The sequence below is a fragment of the Herminiimonas aquatilis genome (assembly GCF_042665175.1).
Classification (GTDB): domain Bacteria; phylum Pseudomonadota; class Gammaproteobacteria; order Burkholderiales; family Burkholderiaceae_D; genus Oxalicibacterium; species Oxalicibacterium aquatilis.
Genome location: NZ_JBHTCC010000003.1, coordinates 295,040 through 317,557, shown reverse-complemented (window position 1 = coordinate 317,557; position 22,518 = coordinate 295,040). Strand labels below are relative to the sequence as shown.

At 53.7% G+C, this 22,518-nt stretch carries 22 protein-coding genes; 12 read left to right on the top strand and 10 right to left on the bottom strand.

Annotation, left to right across the window (positions count from 1 at the left end; translation table 11 throughout):
- The first annotated feature begins 20 nt into the window (after positions 1-20).
- From ACFQO0_RS13910 to ACFQO0_RS13895, 4 genes are all read left to right on the top strand, one after another.
- A complete protein-coding gene (locus ACFQO0_RS13910) occupies positions 21-515 on the top strand; it encodes a DUF2938 domain-containing protein (protein ID WP_382235631.1) in 495 nt (164 codons plus the stop codon).
- 49 nt (positions 516-564) lie between these two features.
- Positions 565-1,155 (top strand): flavodoxin family protein, encoded by a 591-nt coding sequence (locus ACFQO0_RS13905; RefSeq protein WP_382235629.1) that lies wholly within the window; start codon positions 565-567, stop codon positions 1,153-1,155.
- A complete protein-coding gene (locus ACFQO0_RS13900) occupies positions 1,152-1,379 on the top strand; it encodes a DUF2798 domain-containing protein (protein ID WP_382235627.1) in 228 nt (75 codons plus the stop codon). The genes ACFQO0_RS13905 and ACFQO0_RS13900 overlap by 4 nt, the downstream gene beginning before the upstream one ends.
- Before the next feature lie 181 nt (positions 1,380-1,560).
- The gene (locus ACFQO0_RS13895; protein ID WP_382235625.1) at positions 1,561-2,328 is read left to right on the top strand and encodes a tellurite resistance TerB family protein; all 768 of its coding nucleotides are present in this window, start codon (positions 1,561-1,563) and stop codon (positions 2,326-2,328) included.
- 260 nt (positions 2,329-2,588) lie between these two features.
- Here ACFQO0_RS13895 and ACFQO0_RS13890 read toward each other — a convergent pair whose 3' ends face one another.
- The 8 genes from ACFQO0_RS13890 to ACFQO0_RS13855 all read right to left on the bottom strand — a co-directional run bounded on the left by ACFQO0_RS13890 (position 2,589) and on the right by ACFQO0_RS13855 (position 9,578).
- The gene (locus ACFQO0_RS13890) at positions 2,589-3,116 is read right to left on the bottom strand and encodes a glutamine amidotransferase (RefSeq protein ID WP_382235940.1); all 528 of its coding nucleotides are present in this window, start codon (positions 3,114-3,116) and stop codon (positions 2,589-2,591) included.
- Positions 3,117-3,394: 278 nt separating this feature from the next.
- Positions 3,395-3,814: an organic hydroperoxide resistance protein gene (locus ACFQO0_RS13885; protein WP_382235623.1), complete on the bottom strand. Its 420-nt coding sequence runs from the start codon at positions 3,812-3,814 to the stop codon at positions 3,395-3,397.
- Positions 3,815-4,112: 298 nt separating this feature from the next.
- Positions 4,113-5,168, bottom strand: coding sequence for an alpha/beta fold hydrolase (locus tag ACFQO0_RS13880; RefSeq protein WP_382235621.1), 1,056 nt, complete (start codon positions 5,166-5,168; stop codon positions 4,113-4,115).
- A gap of 218 nt (positions 5,169-5,386) precedes the next feature.
- A complete protein-coding gene (locus tag ACFQO0_RS13875) occupies positions 5,387-6,673 on the bottom strand; it encodes an epoxide hydrolase family protein (protein WP_382235619.1) in 1,287 nt (428 codons plus the stop codon).
- A 68-nt stretch (positions 6,674-6,741) separates the two neighbouring features.
- Positions 6,742-7,161 carry an organic hydroperoxide resistance protein gene (locus tag ACFQO0_RS13870; RefSeq protein ID WP_382235617.1) on the bottom strand — a complete coding sequence of 140 codons (420 nt, stop codon included), beginning with the start codon at positions 7,159-7,161 and terminating at the stop codon, positions 6,742-6,744.
- Between the two features lie 279 nt (positions 7,162-7,440).
- Positions 7,441-8,265 carry an alpha/beta fold hydrolase gene (locus tag ACFQO0_RS13865; protein ID WP_382235615.1) on the bottom strand — a complete coding sequence of 275 codons (825 nt, stop codon included), beginning with the start codon at positions 8,263-8,265 and terminating at the stop codon, positions 7,441-7,443.
- Positions 8,266-8,338: 73 nt separating this feature from the next.
- On the bottom strand, positions 8,339-8,869 hold the full coding sequence (locus ACFQO0_RS13860; RefSeq protein WP_382235613.1) for a thioredoxin family protein: 531 nt from the start codon (positions 8,867-8,869) through the stop codon (positions 8,339-8,341).
- A gap of 1 nt (position 8,870) precedes the next feature.
- Positions 8,871-9,578 carry a cytochrome c biogenesis CcdA family protein gene (locus ACFQO0_RS13855; RefSeq protein ID WP_382235611.1) on the bottom strand — a complete coding sequence of 236 codons (708 nt, stop codon included), beginning with the start codon at positions 9,576-9,578 and terminating at the stop codon, positions 8,871-8,873.
- Positions 9,579-9,753: 175 nt separating this feature from the next.
- Between ACFQO0_RS13855 and ACFQO0_RS13850 the strand changes: the two genes are divergently transcribed.
- From ACFQO0_RS13850 to ACFQO0_RS13840, 3 genes are read left to right on the top strand one after another with little or no spacing between them, the layout of a single operon-like run.
- Positions 9,754-9,897 (top strand): hypothetical protein, encoded by a 144-nt coding sequence (locus ACFQO0_RS13850; protein ID WP_382235609.1) that lies wholly within the window; start codon positions 9,754-9,756, stop codon positions 9,895-9,897.
- Positions 9,884-10,624 (top strand): response regulator, encoded by a 741-nt coding sequence (locus ACFQO0_RS13845; RefSeq protein WP_382235607.1) that lies wholly within the window; start codon positions 9,884-9,886, stop codon positions 10,622-10,624. The genes ACFQO0_RS13850 and ACFQO0_RS13845 overlap by 14 nt, the downstream gene beginning before the upstream one ends.
- Positions 10,621-11,952, top strand: coding sequence for an ATP-binding protein (locus ACFQO0_RS13840; RefSeq protein ID WP_382235605.1), 1,332 nt, complete (start codon positions 10,621-10,623; stop codon positions 11,950-11,952). Before ACFQO0_RS13845 ends, ACFQO0_RS13840 begins: the two co-directional genes overlap by 4 nt.
- Before the next feature lie 133 nt (positions 11,953-12,085).
- Here ACFQO0_RS13840 and ACFQO0_RS13835 read toward each other — a convergent pair whose 3' ends face one another.
- The gene (locus ACFQO0_RS13835; protein ID WP_382235604.1) at positions 12,086-13,504 is read right to left on the bottom strand and encodes an aldehyde dehydrogenase family protein; all 1,419 of its coding nucleotides are present in this window, start codon (positions 13,502-13,504) and stop codon (positions 12,086-12,088) included.
- Positions 13,505-13,617: 113 nt separating this feature from the next.
- Between ACFQO0_RS13835 and ACFQO0_RS13830 the strand changes: the two genes are divergently transcribed.
- Positions 13,618-14,565, top strand: coding sequence for a LysR family transcriptional regulator (locus ACFQO0_RS13830; protein ID WP_382235603.1), 948 nt, complete (start codon positions 13,618-13,620; stop codon positions 14,563-14,565).
- Positions 14,566-14,719: 154 nt separating this feature from the next.
- Positions 14,720-14,968, top strand: coding sequence for a DUF3297 family protein (locus ACFQO0_RS13825; protein WP_382235601.1), 249 nt, complete (start codon positions 14,720-14,722; stop codon positions 14,966-14,968).
- A gap of 181 nt (positions 14,969-15,149) precedes the next feature.
- Here ACFQO0_RS13825 and ACFQO0_RS13820 read toward each other — a convergent pair whose 3' ends face one another.
- Positions 15,150-16,271 (bottom strand): sensor histidine kinase, encoded by a 1,122-nt coding sequence (locus ACFQO0_RS13820; protein ID WP_382235599.1) that lies wholly within the window; start codon positions 16,269-16,271, stop codon positions 15,150-15,152.
- Between the two features lie 228 nt (positions 16,272-16,499).
- Here ACFQO0_RS13820 and ACFQO0_RS13815 point away from each other — a divergent pair, with 228 nt between their 5' ends.
- From ACFQO0_RS13815 to uca, 3 genes are all read left to right on the top strand, one after another.
- On the top strand, positions 16,500-16,862 hold the full coding sequence (locus tag ACFQO0_RS13815; RefSeq protein WP_382235597.1) for a response regulator: 363 nt from the start codon (positions 16,500-16,502) through the stop codon (positions 16,860-16,862).
- Between the two features lie 205 nt (positions 16,863-17,067).
- Positions 17,068-18,882, top strand: coding sequence for an allophanate hydrolase (gene atzF / locus ACFQO0_RS13810; protein ID WP_382235595.1), 1,815 nt, complete (start codon positions 17,068-17,070; stop codon positions 18,880-18,882).
- Between the two features lie 20 nt (positions 18,883-18,902).
- Positions 18,903-22,499, top strand: a complete 3,597-nt coding sequence (uca, locus tag ACFQO0_RS13805) for an urea carboxylase (RefSeq protein WP_382235593.1) — start codon at positions 18,903-18,905, stop codon at positions 22,497-22,499.
- Positions 22,500-22,518: the final 19 nt, after the last annotated feature.

Genomic DNA, 22,518 nt, shown 5'->3' with positions numbered 1-22,518 from the left:
CAACCGTCAAGGAGTGCGTCATGACATCACTGCAAGTAATTTCGAGGATCGTAATCGTTGGTTGCGGCGCTACGTTGATCATGGATATCTGGCTTATGTTCCTGAAACAATTCGGCGTACAAACCCTCAACTTTGCCTTCATTGGCCGATGGGGCGGCCATTTATTTAGAGGCAAGTTTGCCCACGAATCAATTGCGAAAGCGGCGCCCATTTCAGGGGAGCTCATGCTTGGATGGCTTATCCACTATGCCGTCGGGATCGTCTTCGCAGGACTACTTGTCAGTGTGTTTGGCACTGTCTGGATAACGAACCCCTCTTTGACGCCGGCGCTCCTGATTGGTGTGAGCACCGTTCTGATTCCTTTGCTGGTCATGCAGCCAGCCATGGGCCTGGGGATCGCAGCATCGAAGACCCCGACACCAATTAAGAGTTGTATCAGAAGCGTAGTCAATCACACCATTTTTGGTATAGGCCTCTTCCTGTCTGCCAGCATCATCGAATGGATATTGCGATGAACGGGGTGTCCTGCAGCAATCAATCTCAACATTATATGGAGTCAGAGAAATGAAAAAAATTGCCGTTATTTATCACAGTGCCCATGGCCACACGCAGCACATTGCCCATCATGTTGCCGAGGGTGCCAGGATGGTATCCGATACCGAAGTTCACATCCTCACCGCAGAAGAGTTGACCTCTATACCTGAAGGTATGCTGCAATTCGATGGCTTCCTGCTTGGCTCGCCGACCTACATGGGCGGAGTATCCGGAACATTCAAGATATTCATGGACGCCACTGGTGGCCTTTGGCGCAGCCAGCAGTTGAAGGGAAAATTGGCGTCCGGCTTCACTGTGTCGTCGTTGCCTGCGGGAGACAAGCAAACGACATTAATCTCCCTGTTCACTTTTTGCATGCAGCATGGAATGCTTTGGGCCGGCAATCCAGTCATTCCAGAACAGCATCGAGGCGTGCCCTATGAGGAGGCCGCAAATCGATTGGGCTCATGGTCTGGCCTGATGGCGCAGGCAGGCCACTCTGCATCAGCGGATTCTTTTGTTCCCGGCGACATAAAAACGGCGCGGCTGTTTGGGAAAAATTTCGCTGAAACATTGCACCGAGTGTCCGCTGCCGATCGGTGTCTGGAGGTGATGCCATGATCCCAAAGAAGTATGGACCGATGCTATTCAGCCTGATTCTTTCTGGTTTGATGTCACTTCTGGTGTCGGGGATTGCAACGTTTCGCGCCGTGGGCTTATCCAGCGAGCTATTCGACTTATGGACTAGCGCCTGGCTTACGGCGTGGCTAGTAGCATTTCCGGTGGTGATGCTGGTGGCACCTTTTACGCAAAAATTGGTTCGCTCTCTGCTTGCTGAATGTTGATGGCAACAGCATCGAAACATTTGTTAAGGAGACGGCCTTTCTGTTGATTGTCACCGCAATCTCGGGGAGCAGGTCATTGCCATCCCATGAATCTAAGGCTTTTCCCACTATTAACGAAAATTGAACAAAGTCTGGATTTTCCGGTCAATGAACCTGTCCCAACATACACAAGGAAATCATAGTGAGTACACGTCACATACTGGATCAACTATTGCGGTCCGGCCAGGATTTAGCCAAACAATGGGGTAACGGCCAGCAAAGTGGCGGCGCTTTGAATGGACTACAGGACAAACTAGGGGGCCTTCTCGGGGGCAGCCAATCCGGAAATAATCAGTCGGGCGGCAATGGGTTGTCTTCGTTATTGACGGGATTTGGCGGCGGCGCCATCAGTGGTGGTGCGCTAGCTATGCTTCTGAGCAGCAAAAAGGCGCGCAAAATGGGTGGCAATCTTGCACTCTATGGCGGCATGGCGGCATTGGGGGCGTTGGCTTTCAAAGCTTATGGCGACTGGCAGCGCGACAAGGCACAGCAAACCGGCAGTCCGGTTAATGTCGAACCGCAAACGCTGGATAGACTGCCTGCCGCGCAGGCTGAACAACACAGTTCGGCAATTCTGATTGCCATGATCGGTGCTGCCAAGGCAGATGGTCATATCGGGCCTGAAGAAACGCAGTTGCTCGAACAGGAAATGGCGAAGCTCTCGGAAGAAGCGAGCGACCAGCGTTGGCTGCATGAAGAATTGACCCGCCCGCTTGATCCAGCCGCGGTGGCGCGTGCATCCAGCACGCCGGAAATGGCGGCCGAGATGTATCTGGCGAGCTTACTCATCGTCGATGAGGAAACCTTCATGGAACGTGCCTATCTGGATCAATTGGCAAAAGAATTAAAACTCGATCCGGACCTGAAGGCCAAACTTGAACTGCAGGTTGAGAACATTTCCAGGGCCTAATATAAAAGCGAGTGACAACATTGCCTGTCGCTTGCTTTAAATACTCGCTAAAGGCTTGCTACCGCAAGCCTTCCCTCTTCCCCAGTACGGCCACCAGCCCATTCACCTTCATCTGAGGACGGGAATAAAAATTGAGTGTCCGCTTTTGCGCCGACAGCGAATGTCGCGCGCCTCTTGTTTGACGATACTTATCCAGTAAGCGATGACGCCAATCCCTTATTGGCCTGAGCGGCACCAAAATCGCTACTGCATGAAGATGTCTATCTAATTTTCGACAGCCATTCAGCGAACAGAAGGTCGGCTGCCTGTGCAAGCCCTTTGCCGTGCATCAGGGTTTCTGCTCGCAGAATCTGCGGGCTGATTTTCGCGGCAGCGAGTTCGCATGCGTGACCAATCAGCCAGCTTTCGAACTTGGTGGCCACAACCTCGGGATGAAACTGCAGGCCGAGAATTTTCGTTCCGCGAGCGAACGCCTGATTTCTGTAAATTTCGGTAGAGGCCAGCAAATCACAATGTTCCGGAAGATCAAACGTATCGCCATGCCAATGCAATACGGCATGCCCTTCCAGATGGCGAAGCGGAGTGTTATTTCCCGCATCAGATAATTTCAGCGAAGACCACCCGATTTCTTTTGCAGGTCCGGGATAAACACGGCTGCCGAGCGCGTGTGCCATCAACTGTGCGCCGAGGCATATTCCCATTGTCGGCATATCTGCCGCCATGCGACTTTTGAGTATCTGCAGCTCATGGGTGATGAAGGGATAGGAGGCTCCATCATAGACACCGATCGGGCCACCCAGGACAACAAAATGTCGACAGCGAACGGATCGATGGTGGTCAAATCTACCTCGGCCGAATCGATATATTCCACCTGATATCCGGCCTGAAGAAGCGGACTGGCCATGCTGCCAAGATCCTCGAATCCAACGTGGCGTATCACGAGTGCGGTTTTTTTAGTCATGTTGAACCTGAGCGCATCTTGAGTAAAAAATGAATCGAGGCTGGATACGATCCGGCCCCCTTTTCTTTGAACCCGCCACCTATTGCGCAGGTTCGTCAGTACCGTTTAGACCAAGTTGATTGCGACATCGATATTGCCGTGCGTCATCTTGGAGTAAGGACAGGTTTGATGTGCTGCATCGACGACTGCCTGTGCGACGTCCTTTTCAACGCCTGGGAGACTGACATTCAGGCGGGCCTGCAGGAAATAGGCACCTTCTGCATTGCACAAATCTATCTCGGCATCGACGGTCAGGTCAGCTGGCAACTTGATATTCATTTTGCCAGCTGCCTTGCCCATTGCACCAATGAAGCAGGCTGACCAGCCTGCTGCGAACAGTTGCTCTGGATTCGTGCCCTCGCCTTTGGAACCTGGCGAAGACAGCATGATATCCAGGCGACCATCCGCGCTGCGTGCAGTGCCATCACGTCCACCGGATGTAGTGTGTGTTTTACCGGTGTACAGAACTTTTGAGTCTTGAGTCATGATTGTTTCCTTATCAGATAAATAAAATAGTTCCGGTCATTGATGCACTATCGCTGCGTCAATGACGTACCTGTATTCAACCAAGCTGTCGTATCTGCCATGTGTCACGAATACGCAGTTATGCAAGATTCTGTATCGCAGAAACCTATAGATACATAGCGATACAAAATCCAGGTCAAAGTACGCAACGTGGGTAAGCAACTTGGCGACTGCCACGATCAAACTGATCCTGCTTACGCGAAGACGGGTTGTCAGTTCACAGCAACGTTTCGATTCACCTTGGTAGTGAAAGTCCTTTTCAAATCAGCTTTGCCACGTCCAGAATCGCCTGCGCAAATGCTTGCGGTGCTTCCTGTGGAAGATTGTGTCCGATTCCGCCATTCACCGATCTGTGTGCGTATTTGCCAGTAAATTTCTTCGCATAGGCTTTGGGATCTGGGTGAGGTGCGCCGTTGGCATCGCCTTCCATCGTAATGGTAGGCACGCTAATATCGGGAAACTTGGCGAGTTGTTTTTCCAGTTCGTCATACCTTGCTTCACTTGGTGCCAGTCCCAACCGCCAACGGTAGTTACTGATCGAAATGGCGACATGATCCGGATTGTCGAGAGACTTTGCGGAACGGAAAAAAGTCGCATCGTCAAACTTCCACTGCGGCGAAGCGAGTTCCCAGATCAGGCGCGCAAACTCATGGGTATTCGCACGGTATCCGAGCTCGCCGCGTTCCGTTGCAAAGTAATACTGGTACCACCATTGCAGCTCCGCCTTGGGAGAAAGCGGCTTGCGATTGATTTCCTGGCTGCCGATCAGATAGCCGCTGACCGATACCAAGGCTTTGAAACGCTGCGGCCATAAAGCGGCCAAGGTAGCGGCGATCCTGGCTCCCCAGTCGAATCCGGCCACAATGGCCTGATCGATTTTCAGCGCATCCATGAAGGCAACCATATCGGCAGTAAACGTCGCCTGCTGGCCATTGCGCAGCGTGTCATTCGATAGGAATCGTGTGCTGCCATAACCCCGCAGGTGTGGAATGATGACGCGATATCCGGCTGCGGCCAGGATCGGTGCAACATCGATAAAGGCATGAATGTCATACGGCCAGCCGTGTATCAGCAACACGGGAATACCATGCGCTGGACCAACATCCACGTAGCCCACATCAAGCAAGCCGGCTTTTATCTGTTTGATATCTGAAAAACAATTGGTGCCCGGTGAAATACCTGCAGCGGTACTAAGGGAACTGGTGCCGGAAGACGCAGCATTGGCGCTTGTCAGTAATCCCATTTGTGCGGCCACGAGTCCGAGAGCTGCCGTGTTCAAGAAGTGTCTGCGTTTAAAGTTAGTTGTTTCAGTCATGGCTTTCTCCTGAAGGTTGATTGCGATGAAGACATGCCACCGTCAATTGCAAGGCCGTCGATGGTATTCATATGAAGTTTCTTCGCTCAATCCGCACGACGGGCGAGATTGGTAAATTAATGAATACGAAATGGAGTACGGACTTCTCTCGAACCCCGTACTTTCTTAGCGTTTCAATTATCACTAGCTGATTTTTGTAGCAGTCAAGTGCAATGGAATCAGCGCAGGGATCTGAAAGCTGCCCGAATTTCTGCGCTAAACAGCGCCGGTTCTTCCCATGCTGCGAAGTGACCGCCCTTTTCAACCACGTTGAAATAGATGAGGTTGTGGTAGTTGCGCGTAGCCCAGCTCCGAGGCGCCTGATAAATTTCGCCTGGAAAAACCGTCACCGCGACGGGCACCTTGGGGACATCCCTGGCCGTGAAGGGGCCGCCGCCCAGTTGAGCAGCGTCCCAGTAGGACCGAGAGGACGACGTGCCTGTGTTGGTGAGCCAGTACAAAGAAATATCGTCGAGCATTTCATCACGGGTAAATGCCCGCTCTGGCTGCCCACCGGTATAGGTCCAGGTGGCAAACTTCTCGTAGAAAAAGGCCGCCATACCGACAGGTGAATCCGCCAGCGAGTAGCCAAGAGTCTGCGGGCGAGTGTTCATCATCTCGGCATACCCGAAACCATGGTTGTAGAAGATATCGAGTGAAGCATAGGCCGCCTTTTCCTCGGCGGAAAACTCGGCCGGGACCGGCTGACGGGTGCGGACAAGCTGCACGACATCCGGGGGCACAGTACCTGGCATGTTGGTGTGGACACCCAGTAATCCAGCGGGTGCCTGAATTGCCATCACTTCCGAAATGATTGCACCCCAGTCGCCGCCTTGAGCTACATAGCGTTTGTATCCCAGGCGCTGCATCAGTTCGTGCCAAGCGCGGGCGACCTTCGGAGGAGTCCATTCGACTCCCTTCGCTGGCTTGCCGGAAAAACCGTAACCCGGATAGGTGGGCAGGACGAGGTGAAAAGCGTCCTCCGCGCGTCCGCCATAAGCAGTGGGATCGGTCAGTGGGCCCACCGTCTTCAGCAATTCGAAAATAGAACCGGGCCAGCCATGGGTCATGATCAGCGGCATGGCATTCGGATGGCGTGAGCGGATATGTGCAAACTGAATGTCAAGTCCGTCAATCTTCGTAATGAATTGCGGCAGCGCGTTCAGCTTCGCTTCGGCTTTGCGCCAGTCGTATTCTGTTCCCCAGTACTGGACGAGTGGCTGGAGCTTTGCCAGTTGTACGCCCTGGGATTGATCCGAGACTGTCTCCCGATCCGGCCAGCGCGTCGCTGCCAGACGGCGACGCAGATCAATGATTGCTGCTTCAGGAACATGGATGCGAAACGGCCTGATCGAATTGTCTGCGGTTGCCGCAAACAATGATCCCGGCAACATGCTTGAGGCGCCGGCTAATGCGGCGCCAGCAAGAAAGTTGCGACGGGTTAGTGATGATGAAATTTTGGACACGATTATTTCCTTAGTCGAATTGAATTGCTATCGCAGAGCTCTACTGCAGCTCTGCGCACATAGCTGACTTAGATCAGATTGATCACAACGTCGATGTTGCCGCGCGTGGCTTTGGAATACGGACAGGTCTGATGTGCTACGTCGACCAACGCCTGCACCACATCACGTTCAAAACCCGGCACGCTGACATTCAGACGCGCTTGCAGGAAGTAAGCACCGTCCGCATTGCACAAATCGACCTCTGCACCAACGGACAGATCGGCTGGCAGTTTGATCTTCAATTGGCCGGCAGCCAGTCCCATCGCGCCGATAAAACATGCGGACCAGCCGGCAGCGAATAGTTGTTCCGGATTGGTACCGTTGCCAGCAGAACCTGGCGAAGACAGCTTGATGTCGAGACGACCATCAGAACTTTGTGAGGAGCCATCACGGCCACCTGAGGATGTAAGGGTTTTGCCTGTGTACAGTACTTTTGTGGTTTGGGTCACGGTAGTTCTCCTGTTTAAATTAAACGTTTTTTGCTTGGCAATTAAGAAAAGTCATGTTCGATTGCGGGCTTCGTTTCAATCCGCATGGACAAACTTTAAGACGCGCTTGTATCTTCGCTGTGTCTGTAACACGGGGTTTTGTATGCCTGTGTATCTGTAAAAGGGCTGATACATACGGATACAAAAAGATGATTCGATACACCAATTGATTCATCACGGTTGCATCTGTCGGATCGCTTGTGTTCACGGACGAAAATTTCTTCGCCCGTGAATCGCGCTTTACTTGGTATTTTTAATCGCGTCCTTGGCCGCTGTTTCGATCAACTGAGATACCTCAACCGGATGTGATGTCATCACGACGTGCGATGCGCCTTTGATGGCGACGGTCTTTTGGGAATTGGCCCGTTTAGCCATGAAGTCCAATGTAGCTTCCGGGATGTTCTTATCGGCTTTGCCGTACACAAACCAGGATGGAATGTTTTTCCATGCTGGCTCGCCAGATGCTTCGACAATGGCGGCTTCCGTAATAGGACGCTGAGCCGCTGCCATTAATTTGGCTTTTCCAGCTGGCACATCAGCCGCAAACTGGTCGCGGAATTTCGACTGATCGATGTACAGATCCTTTCCGCCATCATCCAGAGTGACTGGTTGTGCCAAGGCAGAACCCAAAGTGCTGCCAGGATATTTCGACGACAGGCCAATTGCGGTTTCACCGGTATCTGGTGCAAAGGCCGCTACATAGACCAAGCCTTTAACATTTTGATTGCCGTTTGCTGCAGTGGAGATGACGGAGCCGCCATAGGAATGGCCAACCAGGATCACCGGCCCGGGGATGTTTTTCACAATGCCAGATATATATGCTGCATCGCTTTTTACGCTACGCAGTGGATTGGCCGCGCCGACTACTTTGTATCCGTCGGCGATCAACTTGGCGCTGACGCCGTCCCAGCTTGACGACTCGGCAAAGGCACCATGCACCAAAACTATGGTGGGCTTGGGTGAAGACGCAGCGCCAGCAAAGGAAGCTGCGGGCAGAGCTACTCCTGACGCGGCCAATGCAATGGTGAAAGTGCTCTTCAATAAGTTTCTATAGATGTTGTTCATGACGACTTCCTTTCAGCTGAGATAATATGTGTTGTGCCGTCGTTACCACACGGCGCCGTGTATAAAACGAATGTCATTCCGGCTGCGCGAGTAAGGCCTTGATTGCAGCTTCGGTTTCCTGATACGAGCCTTCACCGAAATGTTTGTAGACGACCTGTCCTTTTTTATTGGTCAAATAAACTGCCGGCCAGTAACGGTTGCTGTATGCATTCCAGGTTGCGTACTGGTTGTCTTGCGCAACCGGATACGTAATGCCAAAGCGCTTGATCGCACTCTTCACGTTGTCGGTCGAACGCTCGAACGGATACTCCGGCGTATGTACGCCTATAACCACCAGGCCTTTATCCTTGTATTTTTCATACCAACTCTTGACGTACGGCAGAGTACGAATGCAGTTGATACAGGTGTAGGTCCAGAAATCCACTAGCACGACCTTGCCGCGCAGTTGCTGCATGGTCAGCGGCTCTGAATTCAGCCATTTTTCAATGCCGACAAATTCGGGCGTCTGCTTCGTGGCATCAGCTAGGGCTGGGGCTGGAGCCGCATGTGCGGTTGCGGCAAAGAGCGCGGTAATGGCCAGCATGGTTTTAATTTTCGATTTCATTTCAGAATCCTTTCAAGGTGGGAAAAAGGTCAGCCAGCGATGCATAAATCAGTACGTCGTACTGGAAGTAAATGGCGAGGCCGGTCAGTAAAATCAGTACGCCGAAAACCTGTTGCAGCCTATGGGTATGCCGAGCCAGAATACGTACGCGGGTGGTGATGAACTGCCCGCCGTAGGCAATGATCAACATCGGAATACCGGCACCGATTGCGTAGAGAATGAGCAAGGTGGCGGACCAGCCGATGTCTTGTGCCTTGGCGACGAGCACCAGGATGGAGGCGAGTACAGGACCCGCGCAGGGTGTCCACACAGCACCGAGCGACATGCCCAGAAGAAAACCGCCAAGATTCCCGTGATCGCTGGTTCCTGCAGCGGGACCAACGCGATTCAGGAGGCCGCCGACGCGCGTCATCGCCCATTCATAAGGTTGTCGCCACAGCATGAGCAGACCCGTCAACATCAACATGACGATGCCGGTGAGGCGCAGCGTTTCATGCGCGATGACTACATGCCGGGAAGCACTGGCCAGCAACATGCCGAGTGCGGCAAATGTCAAAACAAAACCGGCAACGATGAAGAGAGGACGGGTACGATTGATGCGCTGCAAAGTGCTGCCCAGAACGATGGGCAGGATGGGCAGAACACAAGGCGACGCGATGGTCAATACGCCTGCGAGTAAAGCCAGTGGTGCTTCGATAAGATTGTTCACGATACGATCCTCCTTGTTGGATGAGCGTATTTAACCGTCCGTGCGTATCCCGGATGTGTCAAAAAAAGGGGCTAGTGCAATGTTTTGTATCGACGCTCATGCCGGATACACTGCGATACAAAGTCACGCGTGCACTGGGTTATAAAGGCAACATCCCAATTCAAGGAGAACACCTATGAAGCGTTTTCTAGCAACCTTGGCGTTTTTGTTCGGTGGCATGACGGCCGAAATCGCCAACCCATTGACCTGTTCGCTGATGGCTTCCAGCCAATCGCGTGCCTGCCGCCTTAAGTTAAGATTTAAAAATGGAAAATACTGACCACATCCTGATCGTCGATGACGATCGCGAGATCCGTGAACTGCTCGCCGTCTATCTCGAAAAAAATGGCATGCGCGCCACGGTTGCTGCCAATGGGCGACAGATGCGAGCGTTGCTGGAGCAGCACCAATTCGACCTCGTCATACTCGATCTCATGCTGCCTGGAGAAGACGGACTTACCCTCTGTCGAGAGCTGCGTGCCAGCAAATGGCGGGCGTTGCCCGTCTTGATGCTGACAGCGCGTAGTGAAGAGACGGATCGCATCGTCGGACTGGAGATGGGCGCCGATGACTATTTGACCAAACCGTTTGCGGTACGCGAGCTGTTTGCACGTATTCGCTCCGTACTGCGGCGCGCGCGCATGCTGCCGCCCAACCTGCAGATCAATGAGCCTGGGCAGTTCATCGCCTTCGGCGACTGGAAGCTTGATACGGTCGCTCGTCACTTGCTGGATCGGCAAGGCACAATGGTGTCATTGAGTGGTGCCGAATACCGGCTGCTGCGGGTCTTTCTCGATCATCCGCAACGCGTATTGACGCGTGATCAATTGCTGAATCTCACGCAGGGACGCGACTCTGATATGTTTGATCGTTCCATTGATTTGCTCGTGAGCCGCTTGCGCCAGCGTTTGCTCGATGACGCACGCGAACCGCGCTATATCAAGACCCTGCGCAGCGAGGGATATGTATTCTCGTCCGCAGTGGACGTGATGGATGGTCCGACATGATGAAGCTGCGCCTGGGCTTGCCTCGCACCTTGTTCATGCGGCTGACGCTGATTTTTTTCGTCGGATTGGCTGCCGCGCATGCCTTGTCGTACTGGCTCATCATCAACGAACGACGCGAAGCTACCACCGGACTCATGCTGGGCTATCTGGAGCAGGATGTTGCCAGTTCCGTCGCGCTGCTCGATCGGCTGCCAAATGCCGAGCGAGCCGACTGGCTTCCACGGCTGGAACGACGCACCTACAGCTTTTCTCTGGAAGCGGGAGAATCCGGTCATGTACCAGACAGCAAATTATCGAAGCGGATTGCAGATTCCTTTTTAAAAGCAATCGGGAAGCAGTATCGCGTGACTGCGAACGCGGTACCTGGACACCCTGATCGCGTCCAGGCGCATATTGAACTCAGTGACGGCACACCGCTCACAATCGACATGCAGCCATCGGGCCTGCCTGTTTCGCCATGGTTGCCGGTCGTCCTGACTTTGCAACTGTTGCTGCTGGCAGTGTTCACATGGATAGGCGTACGTCTGATAACGCGCCCATTGGCGCGGTTTGCGAATGCTGCCGACGGCCTTGGCCCCGATCTGAAGACGGACCGCTTGCCAGAGAGTGGGCCACTTGAGGTGACGCTTGCAGCACGGGCATTCAATTCCATGCAAGATCGCATCGGCGCGTACATGGCCGAACGAACGCAGATTCTCGCTGCGATTTCACACGACCTGCAAACGCCGATTACCCGCATGCGCATGCGAGCTGACATGATGGACGACGAGATCCAACGTGAAAAGATGAATCGCGACCTGCAGGAGATGGAAGTTTTGGTGCGGGATGGCGTTGCTTATGCACGTACCTCGTTTGGTACGCCAGAGACGCCATGTCGGATTGATCCTGATTCCCTGCTGGAGAGTCTGGTAGGCGATTATCAGGATGTCGGTCACACAGTCACCTTGACCGGTAGCGCCAAGACATCATTAGTGACACGTCCTCACGGTCTGCGCCGGATTCTTGGCAATCTCGTCGACAATGCGCTCAAATATACCGGTGCGGCACAACTGTCGATTGAAACGGAAACAGACGGTAGCATTGTTATTTTAGTGCGCGACAACGGTAGCGGAATTCCTGAAACGGAGTTAGATAAAGTATTTGAACCGTTTTACCGCTTGGAGGCATCGCGCAATCGCGATACTGGCGGATCAGGCTTGGGGTTGGCAATTGCACGGCAACTCGCGGCCACCATGAATGGAACGCTGGCCTTGCGCAATCACCCTGATGGCGGGCTGGAGGCCAGGCTAGTATTAAGAAATGTGATCTCAGAAAATGTGTCTAAATAAATAGAAATGCACTTCGCTAAGGTGAGCTGAGCGTTGTCGCGCTCTAACGTCTGACGCACGATGATCTGAATAAATTCCACGTATTACGATTTGGCGGATATGCGCAATATCCGATAGTGATTCACACCACCGGCTATTCCGTTACGATAGCCTTCGGCTCGAGGAATGCTTCCAAACCGAATACGCCGAACTCCCTGCCTATCCCTGACTGCTTGACGCCTCCGAATGGCGCGAGAAGGTCGGGGCCAATGCGGTTGATCAGTACAGTGCCAGCTTCCAGTTGTGCCGCGATGTGCCTGGCGCGATTCTGTTGCGACGAAAAAATATACGCCTGCAAACCGTAGTTAGAATCGTTGGCAACAGCGATCGCTTCATCCTCGCTCTCGTAGGTCAGGATAGACAGCACCGGCCCGAAAATTTCTTCACGGGCAATGTCCATGTCATTGCGAACATCGACAAATACGGTAGGCCTTACAAAGTAACCTTTTTCCAGATTGTCCGGCCGTCCTTCGCCGCCGACAATCAGGCGAGCGCCCTGCTCCTGGCCGCGACGAATGAAATGTTGCACGCGCTCATATTGGCCATGGTTGACGAGTGGACCGATGAGCGTAGCCGGGTCGCGCGGATCGCCCACGCGCATAGCGCTGACCAAGTCATGTACCAGTTCTATAACTTCATTAAGATCTTTTCTCGGAACCAGCAGGCGTGTACCGGCGACGCAAGCCTGACCGTTGTTCATGAAGGCCGCATGCAATGCAAGAGGAATGGCCTTGGCGAGATCGGCATCATCCAAAACGATGGCGGCGGACTTGCCAGTCAGGGCGAGGCTCACCCGTTTCATGCTGTCCACACCCGCGCGGACGATCAGCTTGCCGGTCCCTGTGGAACCAGTGAATGATATTTTTGAGATGCCAGGACTGGTACTGATTTCATCACCCACATCCATACCGCGACCAAGCAGAATATTGAAGATGCCAGCTGGCAAACCTGCATCATGCAGAGCCTCCGCGACCACCTGAGTCTGGATAGGACTCAACTCACTGGGTTTAATGACCGACGCGCAACCGGCTGCAATTGCCGAAGCCAGCTTGCTGCAAATCGTGCCGGCGGTACTATTCCAGGGCGCGATGAGGCCCGCGACGCCGACCGGCTCCATGATGACGGTAGTCGCATCTACATGTCGTGCGAATTGATAGCGCTCCAGTGTTTGCGCGGCATTGGCAAAGCACTGCGAAGCATATTGGCTGACCCATTGGGCGCGAGCCACAGGAGCGCCATATTCTTCAATAGCCGTCTCCCGAATCAGCTCCGTGCGCGCCAACACCGCAGACTGAAGACGCCTTAACATGTCGATGCGCTCAGCTTTGGTACTGCGGCCAAACGTTCGTTGCGCACACTGTGCGGCGGCGATTGCGCGCTTCGCATCATCCCGATTTGCCAGCGTTACATTGCCAATAAGCTGTTCCGTCGCCGGATTGATGACTTCTACAATCTCGGTTCCTTGCACGGGCACAAACGCACCCCCAATGTATGCCTGATTGATGTTCCACATGGCCTTAACTCCCGACTTTTGCTGTTGAAGTTCTTAATGCTTGAAGTTTAGGGACAAACCATTGTTTTGATAATATGGTCAAATATGGACGAGTTATTTCGAAAATCGGAACAATGAATAAAAGTGGTTTGACAGAATTGGAAGTGGTGCTCGCCGTAGCCAGACGTCACGGCTTTCGCGCAGCTGCGGTCGAATTGGATATGTCTACGTCGGCTGTCAGTAATGCTGTTGCAGGTCTGGAGGCAAGGTTAGGTGCGCGGCTATTTCACCGCACTACGCGCAGCGTATCCCTCACTGAAGCGGGTCGGCAATTCGTCAGTCAGGTTGAGCCCGCCGTGACACAGATACGGGATGCAATGATTGCCGTCAGCGATCAAAAGAAGAGCCTGAGCGGGACCTTACGCATCAACAGTTCACTTGGCGCAGCGCTCATGATCTTCCAACCCATCATGCAGACGTTCTTGCTCCGATATCCCGGCATGACGATCGACATCGTGACAGACGGAAGGTTGGTGGACATCGTGGCCGAAGGTTTCGATGCCGGCCTCCGTTTAAGTCCGAGGGTTCCGCGTGACATGATTCGCGTTTCTCTCAGCGAAGATGTCCCAATGGTGGTTGTGGCATCTGCCAACTATTTCGACCGGCATCCCAAGCCTGCGACGCCAATGGATCTCGCCCAGCATGCGTGCATTCGCGCCCGTCTTCCAAGCGGAATTTTATCGCCCTGGGAGTTTGTACGAGGCAACGATATTCTCAACATAGATGTACCCGGGCCTCTCGTGCTCGATAACCCCATCATGATGCTGGAATCCGCTCGACTAGGCATAGGCTTGGCTCAACTGGCCGAATGGTACGTTGCAGATGATTTGGCAAGCGGACGCTTGATTCGCGTCCTGGATGACTGGATGGCGCCAATGCCAGGGCTTTGCCTTTACTATTCTGGTCACCGTCACGTACCAGCCGGACTACGTGCGCTGATAGATCTGATTCATGAAGTTGGCGATGTCAAAAAAGCGCGTTTAGTTCCGGATTCTTTCGCTCACTCCGGAGCCGATACTTAAGCATATTAATGAAGCGTCTTAACCATCGCAGTTTTTATCAGAGGAGCAGATATCTCTCCTTGACTGCGGATACAACTGCCAGCAGCTAACGAATGATTGGCGAAGCGTAACAAAAAATTTGTTTTGCTTAATCTTATAGTTGATAATTGCGGGCATGAACGATACTGCACACCTCCCTACGCTACCCGACAGACTCTCGATCGATCCTCGCAGCCCTTACTTCGACGCTGCCATATTTGAACATGACGTTGGCATTAAGCTGAACGATAAAGAGCGCTCCGATGTTGAAGAATATTGCATCAGCGAGGGATGGGTTAAAGTCCCGGCCGGCAAGGCGCTGGATCGCAAGGGCAATCCCTTGATGACTAAATTAAAAGGCAAGGTCGAAGCCTTCTATCGGTAACGACAGCCCTTTAATCAGCATTTCTTGCATAAGCTAATTGCCTGCAAAGGCAGGTGCTTTAAAATCTTTTACGGTATCGAGTACCGGTTTTTTTCTGGCCTGCGCCCCCCGACCTGGATGCAGGCTTGCATCCCGTCGTCGAATTCAAGACATAAAGCGGACTGGCATGTTGAACGCAGGGTTAGTGTTCTGCATCCGGCAGCGTGAAATAAAAGCGTGCGCCTTTGCCAATCTCGCTGTTCACCCTGATCGTTCCGCCATGTGCGTCGATAAAAGTTTTACAGATGGTGAGTCCTAAGCCCATATCAGACAAATTCATGCTCTCGGTTTCAAGCTTTTCAAATACTTGTCCGATTCGATCTTCCGAAATACCGCTGCCGTTATCTGTAACCGCACACTCTACCAACGCGTCAATCTGGTTGGCGCTGATAATTATTTCACCGTTCGGTGTATGCCTGATGGCGTTGGCAATGAGATTCTGAAACACGCGGCGCAATAAAGACGCATCGGCGAATACGACGAGGTCTTCTGGAACATTGTTAACAATGTTCGTGCTACCTGACCCTGCTACAGGATGCAAATCCTGCAGCAGCGACTCAACCAGTGGCCAAAGATCGAATCGCCGACATTCCAGCTTAATGCCCGTTTCGGTTTCCAGATTGATGTTCTCTTCCAGTATCTTATTGATCTGCGTAGTGAGATAACCGGCATTGCGCTGCAAGGTTTTGAGTGAGCGATTAATACGGTCGACGGATGGATCGCCTTGCAAGCACACTCTTTCCAGAAGTTGTGAGGACAAAATGATTGCATTTAATGGCGTGCGCAAATCATGCGCGATGAAGGCAAGATAATCCTCGCGCCGTCTTTGCGTGTCTAGGGCTTGCTGCATTACATACGCTTTAATGGCGGTAGCAATGGCGGCGTCCAAAGTATTGTTCAGGAATTGCACTGCGCTACCGACCAGTATCACGTCATATTTTTCGGCCAGTTCGTGTATGCAATTGCGCAAGATATTGTATTCAGCCACAACCTCCTCAACTTCAAATCCATTTTCCAGACGTTGAAGTCCGTGCGTCGTCGATGAACCTTCGGTGACTTGCGTAATAATTGCTTCATCATCAGCAAGCGCCAAAGCGGCCGCTAATTCCTTCAGCAGTACAGGAATGTGATCATTTAAAGTCGGCTTGTCCAAGGATTTGGCTGCGGGTAACTCACGGACTTTCATGCGCCAATAAGATAGCAGCGCTTCCTGGTGAGCATTGATCAAAGCAGCAAGCTCTTTGGTCGCGTTGAACTTTTGCATTTATTACTTTCATTTTTATCGAGGCATTGTTTAACTTATTGCCGCTCGACCGGTGGACCACATGTTTCTCAAAAACGACTTCATCAAGGAAATATCTGAATGATTCACATAGGTGATTCACATATGTGATGCAGCGCACGGTGTGATTACCTTTGCCAAGGCATTATTAGTGATGCAGATTCCGACGCAAGATGCGAAATGTTGAATCAACGATGGGAATCATCATTCATGGCACTTACCATCCTCGTTGTAGACGACCAACTAGCTTTGGCCGAAGTCCTCGCGAATATACTTGAATATCATGGTTATGCGGTATTAATCGCAGAAGATGGCCAGCAGGCGCTTGACGTCGTCAAATCAAATGAAATTGATTTGATCATTAGTGACTATATGATGCCCAGGCTGGATGGCATGGCGCTTTATCATCGTTTATCCGCCGACCAGCGCACTTCCAGCATACCGATGATCATGATGAGCGCTCTGCCCGGCGATCTACGGGATTTGCCTGTTCATGCAATTCTAAAAAAGCCTTTTCAGATAGATGAGCTTGTAGAAAGCGTGACTAAGGCATTGGAAAAGATCGAGCACTAACAGGAATCGCGCGTAGCCTCCTGCATCAAAATCGCACCACCCTCTTCGCCCTCGCCTTGTGCATGCGCTCCATGCAGGTGCGGAATTGAACAGATAAATTCCCTCTTCATACGTTAAAAGCGCGTCCACAGTGGCGCGCACAGAGTTTTGTTCAATTGGCATGGCCTTTGCTATATCCCATCTTGTACACAAGAAGGGATACCAAATGCTCGGATGGACAATTACTGAATGGCAGAGCGCTTATCGCACGGGTGCTCAACCTGCGGAACTGCTGGCTGCCCTGCTCACTTCACTCCCCTCGCCCGATCCCGCATGGATCTCGATCATTGACCAGACGGCACTGAATGCGCGCCTGACGCAATTGGCGGCACAGCTAAAAGCTGCCGACGGCGATCTGAGCAGTCTTCCTTTATATGGTGTGCCGTTCGCTGCCAAGGACAATATCGATGTCGCAGGCCTGCCGACCACCGCAGCCTGCCCGGCATTTGCGTATGCGCCGACGCGGAATGCAACGATCATCCAACGCTTGCTGGATGCCGGGGCGATTGTGATCGGCAAAACCAATCTGGATCAGTTTGCCACCGGCCTGGTTGGCGTGCGTTCGCCTTACGGCATTCCGACCAATACGATCAATCCTGAATATGTATCCGGCGGATCGAGTTCCGGCTCGGCATCAGTCGTTGCCCGTGGCATCGTGCCGTTCTCCCTGGGGACGGACACCGCCGGTTCGGGGCGTGTGCCTGCCGGTCTTAACAACATTGTCGGGCTGAAGCCTACGCGCGGCGCTTTCAGCAACACAGGCGTGGTTCCCGCTTGCCGCACGCTGGATTGCGTCTCCGTCTTCGCGACGACCAATGAAGATGCGGTCATGGTTTATGACGTGGCAGCGCAGCTCGATCTGACAGATGGCTTATCGCGTGCAATACCTTCTGAAGCGAAAAATAAAAGCCTGCCAGCCAAACCGCGCTTCGGAATTCCCGCCAAGCCTGAGTTCTATGGCGATGCACTGGCAGAGCAAGCTTTCACCGCTGCGATCAACCAACTGGAAGCGCAAGGTGCGACCTGCGTGCCTGTCGATTTCTCGCTGTTCGATGAAGTCGCCGCACTCTTGTACGACGGTCCTTGGGTAGCCGAACGGTATGCGGCGATCCGTGCCTTCGCCACTGCACATGAAGCAGATATCCATCCTGTCGTACGCGACATCATCTTCAAGGCGAAGAATTTTTCGGCGGCAGATGCCTTCATCGGGATGTACAAACTGGCAGACCTGAAACGCAAGGCTGACGTCCTGCTCGCGCAATTTGATGCGCTGGTCGTGCCGACTGCACCTACCCATTACAAAATCAGCGAACTGCAAGCCGAGCCTGTGCGCCTGAACAGCAATCTCGGCAAATACACCAACTTCGTCAATCTGCTGGACTGGAGTGCCCTCGCGGTGCCAGCCAGCATGCGCCCGGACGGCCTGCCGTTCGGCATCACACTAATTGCCGATGCATGGCAGGAACGGGCACTTGCGGTGTTCGCTGCGCAGTGGCATCAAGGCACAGGCTTGAAACGCGGCGCGACCGGACTCGCACTCGCGCCTTCCGCACCGATCAAAAGTAATGCTACGTCCATCGACATGATACGTGTTGCCGTGGTCGGTGCACATCTGCGCGGCATGCCCTTGAATCATGAACTGACCAGCCGCGATGCGCAGTTCGTCCTCAGTACCACCAGCGCAGACAACTACCACCTGTACGCACTGGCCAATACCACACCGCCAAAACCTGGTTTGGTCCGCAGCGATAGCGGATCGGCAATCAAGCTCGAACTGTGGGACGTGCCATCGACCGCATTCGGCTCTTTCGTTGCCGGTGTACCGGCGCCACTCGGCATCGGCACGGTGACGCTGGCTGACGGCAGCACAGTCAAGGGGTTTATCTGCGAACCATCCGGCCTGGCTGGCGCACACGACATCACCGAATTCGGCGGCTGGGCGGCGTATTTGGCCAGCCTGAACAAGACCGCACAACCATAACAAACTGACCAGGGATCATTATGTTCACTACCGTCCTTATCGCCAATCGCGGCGAAATTGCCTGCCGCATCGCGCGCACGCTCAAACTGATGAACATACAGTCGGTCGCCGTCTACTCGGACGCCGATCGCAACAGCCTGCACGTGGCAGCGGCCGATGTCGCCGTTTCATTAGGCGGCCAGAGCGCAGCAGAAAGTTATCTGCGCGGCGATCTGATTATCGCTGCAGCAAAACAGACAGGCGCGCAGGCGATCATCCCCGGTTATGGTTTCCTGTCGGAGAATGCCGACTTTGCTGCGCAATGCGAAGCGGAAGGCATCGTCTTCGTCGGCCCTACTTCACAGCAGATGGAACAGTTCGGCTTGAAGCATGCCGCACGTGAACTGGCAGAGCTTGCGAAAGTGCCGCTGGTACCTGGTTCGGGCTTGCTGCCGAATTTGGCAGCCGCGCAGGATGCAGCGGCCGACATCGGTTATCCGGTCATGCTGAAAAGCACGGCGGGCGGCGGCGGTATCGGCCTGACCCGCTGCAATAACGAAGCGGAATTGATCGCAGCATTTGAATCGGTGCAACGGCTGGGACAATCATTCTTTTCGAATGCAGGCGTATTTGTCGAACGCTTTGTCGATAGAGCGCGCCATATCGAAGTACAAATTTTCGGCGATGGTCGCGGTCACGTGATCGCACTCGGAGAGCGCGATTGTTCCCTGCAACGCCGCAATCAAAAAGTAGTCGAAGAAACACCTGCGCCTGATCTGCCAGAGACAATACGCCGCCAACTCTGGGCGGCAGCGGAAAATCTTGGCCGCTCGGTCGGCTATCGTTCTGCCGGCACTGTCGAGTTCATCTACGACAGCGAGAAGGAAGCTTTCTATTTTCTCGAAGTGAATACGCGTCTGCAGGTGGAACATGCGATCACTGAAAGCGTGACCGGCATCGATTTGGTGGAATGGATGATACTGACGGCTGCCGGCAAGCCGCCGTCGCTGGATCGCCTGATTGAACCGGTAGGTGCATCGATAGAAGTACGTATCTATGCAGAGAATCCTCTGCGCAATTTCGCCCCCAGCCCGGGCACCCTGACCGAAGTTTATTTCCCGCCGAACGCACGTATCGATACCTGGGTAGAGACTGGCACCGAAGTGTCGGCGCTGTACGATCCGATGATCGCCAAGCTGATCGTGCACGGCAAAGACAGGGCCTCTGCGATTACCGCGATGTCGCGAGCCCTGAGCGAAACCCGTTTGTCAGGCATTTCCACCAATCTCGACTACCTGCGCCAGGTGGTGGCCAGCGCAGGCTTTGCAGCCGGCGAAGTCTCTACGCGCTATCTGGATCATTTTCATTACCGCCCGGCCGTGGTGGAAATCATAGACGGCGGCACTTACACCACGGTGCAGGATTATCCGGGTCGTGTCGGTTACTGGGATATCGGCGTGCCGCCATCCGGCCCGATGGATGACTGGGCATTCCGTCTGGCCAATCGCATCGTCGGCAATCATCCGCAAGCCGCAGGCATTGAAACCACGGTGCTCGGACCGACGCTGCGTTTTCATTGCGACACCGTGGTGGCGCTCACCGGTGCACCCACCAAGGCCGATCTGGACGGCATCGCGGTTGATTTCTGGAAGCCGATCGACGTCAGAGCCGGCCAGATCCTGCGGGTAGGCAAGGCAACCAGCGGTTGCCGCAGCTATCTCGCGGTGCGCAATGGCTTCGACCTTCCTCTGTATCTCGGCAGCCGTGCGACATTCGCGCTGGGCCAGTTCGGCGGCCATGCCGGGCGCACCTTGCGTGCTGCAGATATTTTGCCGCTGGCGAATCCTTCCTTGCCTGCACTGGCTGACACTGCGCCGCTGTATGCGCCGGCTGCTTTACCGGTTTCGATGATTCCAAACTATGGCAAAACCTGGGACATTGGAGTGCTGTACGGCCCGCATGGCGCACCTGACTTCTTCACCGCGGAATCGATAGAAACATTCTTCGCCAGCGAATGGGAAGTGCATTACAACTCGAATCGGCTCGGCATCCGTTTGAATGGTCCCAAGCCGACATGGACACGCTCGGATGGCGGCGAAGCCGGCTTGCACCCATCGAATGTGCATGACTGCGAATACGCGATCGGCAGCATCAACTTCACCGGTGACATGCCGGTCATCCTGACACGCGACGGCCCCAGCCTGGGCGGCTTTGTATGCGCCGCGACCATCGTCAAAGGCGAGTTATGGAAAGTCGGCCAGGTCAAACCGGGCGACAAGATACGCTTTCGCGAAATGTCTTTTGACGACGCGCTGATACTGGAGCAGCAACAAGATGCCTTCATTGAAAATTGGGCAGGCGGCGTTGCTGAAGCAGTTCTTTCAACACAGCGCGGCGAACCGATTCTGTTTGAAGCACCTGCTGCTCAAGGGCGCCCCAAAACCGTCTTTCGTCAAGCTGGCGACAAATACATCCTGATCGAATACGGCGAAAACGTTCTCGACCTGAACCTGCGCTTCCGCATCCATGCCTTGATGGAAGCGCTGAATCTGCATCCACATGAAGGCGTGCTGGAACTGTCACCCGGCGTGCGTTCGCTGCAAGTGCGTTACGACAGCCGCATCATCCACCAGAAAAAACTGGTGAATGTACTGGTCGCAACCGATGCCACGCTGACCGGTATAGAAACCATGCAGGTATCGAGCCGCGTCGTCTATCTGCCTATGGCTTACAACGATTCCGCCACGCTGGACGCGGTCGCCAAGTATCGCCAGTCTGTGCGCGATACCGCGCCATGGCTTCCCAGCAATACCGAATTCATACGTCGCATCAACGGCCTAGCATCGGATGAGGCAGTGCGCGACATCATTTATCAAAGCAGCTATATGGTGCTCGGTCTGGGCGACGTCTATCTTGGGGCGCCTTGTGCAGTACCGGTCGATCCGCGCCATCGCCTGCTGACGTCGAAGTACAACCCGGCACGCACCTACACGGCTGAAGGCACGGTCGGTATCGGCGGCGTCTACATGTGCATTTACGGTATGGATTCACCCGGCGGTTATCAACTGGTTGGACGCACGCTGCCGATCTGGAACAAGTTCATGAAGCACGCCATGTTCGTCGACAACAAGCCATGGCTGTTGCGCTTCTTCGATCAGGTGCGCTTCTATCCGGTCTCCGAGGAAGAACTCACGACACTGCGCAATGACTTCCGCGAAGGACGCTGCAATGTCTTGATCGAGGAAGAGATTTTCGACCTCGGCAAGTACAACGAATTCCTCGCACGCATAGAACCGGAAATGGTGACCTTCCGCGCGCAACAGAAAACCGCATTCGATACCGAAGTCGCGCATTGGGCCAGCGCAGGCTTCAACGCCGGTTCGCACGAAGTGGAAAGAATCAGCATCGATGTGGCAGAGCTCACCGGTTCTGTGGTCTCGGCCGATATCACCGGCAATGTCTGGAAGCTGGTCGCAGAAGCCGGCAGCACGGTCAAGATGGGCGATCCGCTATTGATACTGGAAGCGATGAAAATGGAATTCCATATTTCGGCGCCACACGACGGCATCGTCAAGAGCTTCCATTGCCAGCCCGGCATGATGATCAACGCCGGCGATCCGCTGGTTTCGATTGAGTAACTGAATTGAACAAGCTGAA

Excerpts from the sequence above, each read along its gene's own strand:
- ACFQO0_RS13910 (WP_382235631.1), top strand. The coding sequence starts at position 21 with ATGACATCACTGCAAGTAATTTCGAGGATCGTAATCGTTGGTTGCGGC.
- ACFQO0_RS13905 (WP_382235629.1), top strand. The coding sequence starts at position 565 with ATGAAAAAAATTGCCGTTATTTATCACAGTGCCCATGGCCACACGCAG.
- ACFQO0_RS13900 (WP_382235627.1), top strand. The coding sequence starts at position 1,152 with ATGATCCCAAAGAAGTATGGACCGATGCTATTCAGCCTGATTCTTTCT.
- ACFQO0_RS13885 (WP_382235623.1), bottom strand. The coding sequence starts at position 3,814 with ATGACTCAAGACTCAAAAGTTCTGTACACCGGTAAAACACACACTACA.
- ACFQO0_RS13880 (WP_382235621.1), bottom strand. The coding sequence starts at position 5,168 with ATGACTGAAACAACTAACTTTAAACGCAGACACTTCTTGAACACGGCA.
- ACFQO0_RS13865 (WP_382235615.1), bottom strand. The coding sequence starts at position 8,265 with ATGAACAACATCTATAGAAACTTATTGAAGAGCACTTTCACCATTGCA.
- ACFQO0_RS13860 (WP_382235613.1), bottom strand. The coding sequence starts at position 8,869 with ATGAAATCGAAAATTAAAACCATGCTGGCCATTACCGCGCTCTTTGCC.
- ACFQO0_RS13850 (WP_382235609.1), top strand. The coding sequence starts at position 9,754 with ATGAAGCGTTTTCTAGCAACCTTGGCGTTTTTGTTCGGTGGCATGACG.
- ACFQO0_RS13845 (WP_382235607.1), top strand. The coding sequence starts at position 9,884 with ATGGAAAATACTGACCACATCCTGATCGTCGATGACGATCGCGAGATC.
- ACFQO0_RS13840 (WP_382235605.1), top strand. The coding sequence starts at position 10,621 with ATGATGAAGCTGCGCCTGGGCTTGCCTCGCACCTTGTTCATGCGGCTG.
- ACFQO0_RS13835 (WP_382235604.1), bottom strand. The coding sequence starts at position 13,504 with ATGTGGAACATCAATCAGGCATACATTGGGGGTGCGTTTGTGCCCGTG.
- ACFQO0_RS13830 (WP_382235603.1), top strand. The coding sequence starts at position 13,618 with ATGAATAAAAGTGGTTTGACAGAATTGGAAGTGGTGCTCGCCGTAGCC.
- ACFQO0_RS13825 (WP_382235601.1), top strand. The coding sequence starts at position 14,720 with ATGAACGATACTGCACACCTCCCTACGCTACCCGACAGACTCTCGATC.
- ACFQO0_RS13820 (WP_382235599.1), bottom strand. The coding sequence starts at position 16,271 with ATGCAAAAGTTCAACGCGACCAAAGAGCTTGCTGCTTTGATCAATGCT.
- ACFQO0_RS13815 (WP_382235597.1), top strand. The coding sequence starts at position 16,500 with ATGGCACTTACCATCCTCGTTGTAGACGACCAACTAGCTTTGGCCGAA.
- atzF (WP_382235595.1), top strand. The coding sequence starts at position 17,068 with ATGCTCGGATGGACAATTACTGAATGGCAGAGCGCTTATCGCACGGGT.
- uca (WP_382235593.1), top strand. The coding sequence starts at position 18,903 with ATGTTCACTACCGTCCTTATCGCCAATCGCGGCGAAATTGCCTGCCGC.